The sequence below is a fragment of the Succinivibrio sp. genome, assembly GCF_045124615.1.
Lineage (GTDB): Bacteria > Pseudomonadota > Gammaproteobacteria > Enterobacterales > Succinivibrionaceae > Succinivibrio > Succinivibrio faecicola.
On the sequence record NZ_JBGVMC010000308.1, the window covers coordinates 1 to 4,204 of the forward strand.

At 34.3% G+C, this 4,204-nt stretch carries 3 protein-coding genes and 1 pseudogene; 2 read left to right on the forward strand and 2 right to left on the reverse strand.

The annotated features are described in order from the left end of the window. Nucleotides 1-149 precede the first annotated feature (149 nt). A complete protein-coding gene (locus ACJML3_RS08070) occupies nucleotides 150-665 on the forward strand; it encodes a VC2046/SO_2500 family protein (RefSeq protein WP_288135679.1) in 516 nt (171 codons plus the stop codon). A gap of 27 nt (nucleotides 666-692) precedes the next feature. Here ACJML3_RS08070 and ACJML3_RS08075 read toward each other — a convergent pair whose 3' ends face one another. Together ACJML3_RS08075 and ACJML3_RS08080 are read right to left on the reverse strand one after the other, a co-directional pair. Then, nucleotides 693-1,850, reverse strand: coding sequence for a MalY/PatB family protein (locus ACJML3_RS08075; RefSeq protein ID WP_406022209.1), 1,158 nt, complete (start codon nucleotides 1,848-1,850; stop codon nucleotides 693-695). Next, entirely contained in the window at nucleotides 1,843-2,694 is an 852-nt protein-coding gene (locus tag ACJML3_RS08080) for a DUF3737 family protein (RefSeq protein WP_406022211.1), read from the reverse strand. The genes ACJML3_RS08075 and ACJML3_RS08080 overlap by 8 nt, the downstream gene beginning before the upstream one ends. Nucleotides 2,695-3,080: 386 nt before the next feature. Here ACJML3_RS08080 and glgC point away from each other — a divergent pair. After that, nucleotides 3,081-4,142, forward strand: a pseudogene (glgC, locus tag ACJML3_RS08085) (glucose-1-phosphate adenylyltransferase); the annotation flags it as partial. Nucleotides 4,143-4,204 lie beyond the last annotated feature (62 nt).

Here is a 4,204-nt window from a genome sequence, read left to right on the forward strand (position 1 = left end):
ACATCCTTCTGTCTGTATTTATTCTGCATTATTTTCCTTGAGTAATCTTTTAGTGATCATTTGTTAAAGAATTTTAGAAATATCAAATTATTGTTTAAAGAAAATACAGGATCTGACGTTATGTAAATAGGTATGGTAATGAGGTATATATGTTAACCGAGCAGATCCGCAGTCAAATGCTAGTAGATGAGCTTCAGTTAGGTCAGAGACTGAATAATGATATCCAGTCTCAGAACCATGCTGATTTTAATCTTATGCTCGCAATGTTATCTCATGATATGACCGATCATCCTTTGCATCATGATAAAGTTGAGAGTGTTAAAGAAGAGGATTTAAGAGCTAAGTTTTCTTTACCAAGAGAACAGAGAAAATATGCACATCAAGATGATTTTGAAAGATCATCTGATATGGCTCAACTTATAAACAAGGATAGTTTCAGACAGGTCTTTTTATTACAGTGCATTCAGGGGGAGCCACTAGTTCCTTTTGAAAGAACTTATTCTCCAGAAGTTTTTGCTCAGCTTACACCTTTAAAACAGGAAAAATTAAGACAGCAGAATGCAGGTCTTGCTCTCAAGTACGAAAAAATTAAAGAGACTGGAGATGGTTTTGGAGTTCTTGAAGAAATAGGTGCTTCAAAAAGATTAGAATCTGTTTCTGTATAACGACATCAGGCAAAAGCCTGATGTTTTTTATATAGCCTTTTTAAATCTGTTCAAAGCTTCTTTTAATGTTTTATGTGTACAGCCAAGGTTTATTCTTATAAATCCTTCATTAGGTGATCTGTACATATCTCCGTCATTTATAAGAACTTTTGCCTTTTTTAGTAACAGACTTTTTATCTTTTCAGAACTCATATTCAGTTTTGACATATCAATCCAAGCTAAATAAGTGCTTTCAAGTTTTGCTACCTTAAAATCAGGATAATTTTCTTTGATGAAAGTACAAAGGATTTGGTAATTCTCCTGAATGTAGTCATTAAGCTCAATAATCCAATCATCACATTGAGTATAAGCTGCAATTGTAGCTGCAACACCAAAAGACGTTACATCGCAGATTTCATTTATGTTTACCTGTCTATCAATTCTTTTTAGGAATTCTTTATTCTGACAGACAATATATGCATTCTTTAATCCTGCAGTGTTGAATGTCTTGCTAGCAGATCTTATGAGAATAATTCTATCGTTGTAACTTTTATCGATATTCAGGAAAGAAGTGAATACAGAGCCATTTGGTCTGATGTCGCAGTGCACTTCATCTGCAATTACGATGAGATTATGCTTTTTACAGATTGCAAGAATTCTTTCTAATTCCTGTCTTGTCCATAATCTTCCTGTTGGATTGTGTGGATTACAAAGTAATAGGAATTTTGCTTTTTCTGATTTTGCCTGTTTTTCTAGAGATTCAAAATCTAAAGAGAATATGCCATCAGAGTATAAGATTTTGTTTTCAACTATCTGGCATCCACTGTTTTTTATACAGGAGAAAAAGTTGTTATATGCTGGAGTCTGAACAATAACTTCATCGGCACATTGAGACAATCCTTGTAAAATTGCACTTATAGCACCAACCATACAAGGTGTTGGAATAATCGAATCTTCACTTATGTCACAGTTGTAGTGTCTTTTGTGAAAGCTACAGATAGCCTTGTAATATTCATCAGGTACAATGCCATATCCATATATTCCGTGCTTAGCAAGATCCTCAACTGCTTTCTGGATTGGTGGTGCTACCTTAAAATCCATATCTGCTACCCAAAGAGGCAGAACATCCTTATCTTTTACAAGATCCCATTTACAGGAATATGTATCGTGTCTGTCTATAATTTCATCAAAATTGTACTTAGCCAAAGTAATTTTCCTCAATTACACAAGAAGCAGGAGCTTTTTTGTGTTCATCGATGATTATTTTTCCGATTGAAGTTGCACGAATATGGCCTGAAAGAGGATTTCTTACACTTTCGATATGGCTTTTTATTGTAGCAAATACAGATGAGTATTCAAAAGCAAATTCAGTGCTATCTGCAAGAATACAGTCAACAAGTCTTAGGTTTTCGGCATAGCACATAGGCTGTTTGCCTGTTATTGTGCAGTTTATCAAAGTTACATTTTTTGAATGCCAAGCTAAGTATTCACTATTGATAATAGAGTTTATGACTGTGACATCCTGAGCTTCCCAAAATGCATCTTTTGAGTTGATTATACTGTCGACAATCTTTATGCCAGATGCATTCTGAAATGCATAATTACCATTTAATTTTAGTTTATTGATTTCTATATTAGAAGAATTTAAAAAAAGATAATCTGCATTATTCATAGAGCAGTTATCAATTTTTATACCTTTGCAGTCCCAGAATGTTTCTTTTGCATCAGAGAAAATAGTCTGATAAACACTAATATCCGAGCATTTTCTGAACATTTTAGGTGCGACCACATCGCAATTTGACATATTAATGTTATTTGAATACCAAATAGCAGCTCTAGCCATTGTGTCAAAAGCACAGGTATCTATAGAAAGATCCTGAATGTGCCAGAAAGGGTACTTTCCATTGAAATATGATTTTTCAGCACTGATCTCGTGCCCCTCCTTTAAAGCTGATTCTCCATCAATAACTCTTATGTTATTGAGTTTTGTATTGCTTATACCAAAAAGAGGTCTTTCTCCAGAATATTCTTTATTGCTTATTGTCTTCATTTTTCTGTTTGTATGATTTAAGTAATTTTTTTAGATGAATAGAATAAAGAATATTTTTAAAAAGTAAAAATAAAAAAATGAATTTTCAGTAAAAAATGTTTTGCTTGTTACAAAACTGCAAATATCCTTATGCAAAAAAAATTCATTAATAATAGCTAACTTTTTGATAATTAAGATAAGATATTGTTCTTTGTGATATAAATAGAACTTTTTTATGCACATTTCCATACTTTTTGCAAAGTATAAAAAAATACTAAATTTATGTTCTTTTTTTATGTGTAATGATCGCAAAAAGTGGAGATAAGTCTCTCATAAATAGAATATTCATCTACAATATTATAATGTTAACGAGAATAGTAAAGAACATATAGGGAGTAACTCATTTTATGCAGTCAGCACGTGACGTCGTAAGACAGACTATGGCTTTGGTTCTTGCAGGTGGTCGAGGCAGCAGATTGAAGGCTTTGACAGATACAAGAGCTAAACCTTCAGTTTACTTTGGCGGTAAATACAGAATTATTGATTTTGCTTTATCAAATTGTGTAAATTCTGGAATTACTGGAATTGGTGTAGTTACTCAGTATAAGTCACACAGTCTTTTAAGACATCTTCAGGCTGGTTGGTCATTTTTCAGAAACCAGATGAATGAGTATATAGATTTCCTTCCTGCATCACAAAGAACAGATGAGGAGCACTGGTATCAGGGTACTGCTGATGCAATCTATCAGAATATAGACATTATCAAGGATCATAAACCAAAGTATGTGCTGATTTTAGCAGGTGACCATATTTATAAGATGGATTATGCTGCTATGATTCTCGATCATATTAAAATGGGCTCACCTCTAACAGTTGCATGTATTCCTGTTCCAAAAGATCAGGCTCGCGGTTTTGGTGTTATGAATGTTGATCAGGACTGGCTTGTAACAGATTTCGTTGAAAAGCCTCTTGATCCTCCTACAATGCCATCAAATCCTTATATGTCATTAGCCTCAATGGGTATTTACGTTTTTGATGCTGAATTCCTGTATGAGATTCTATCAAGGGATGCTGGCAACAGAGATTCCCACCATGATTTTGGTATGGACATTATTCCACCTCTAGTTCAGCAGAGAATGGTACATGCCCACGATTTTACAAAATCTTGTATCAGAAACAGAGGCAATACAGATATTGTTTTCTGGAGAGATGTCGGAACAGTAGATGCCTACTGGGAGGCAAACATGGATATTGCATCCATTCAGCCTCAGTTGGACGTTTATGATTTTAACTGGCCAATCTGGACAAATCAGATTCAGCTTCCACCTGCAAAGATGGTTCAGGATATCAGCGGATCATCATCAATTCTGCGTAATTCTGTTGCTTCAGCAGGTTGCATTATCTCTGGCTCATCAATAAACCAGACCTTGCTGTTTAATTCATGTAGAGTCCATTCTAACTGTTTCTTATGAGAATCTGTTATTATGCCATTCTGTATCATCCACACTGCCTGGCGACTGACGAAGGTTGT

Excerpts from the sequence above, each read along its gene's own strand:
- ACJML3_RS08070 (WP_288135679.1), top strand. The coding sequence starts at position 150 with ATGTTAACCGAGCAGATCCGCAGTCAAATGCTAGTAGATGAGCTTCAG.
- ACJML3_RS08080 (WP_406022211.1), bottom strand. The coding sequence starts at position 2,694 with ATGAAGACAATAAGCAATAAAGAATATTCTGGAGAAAGACCTCTTTTT.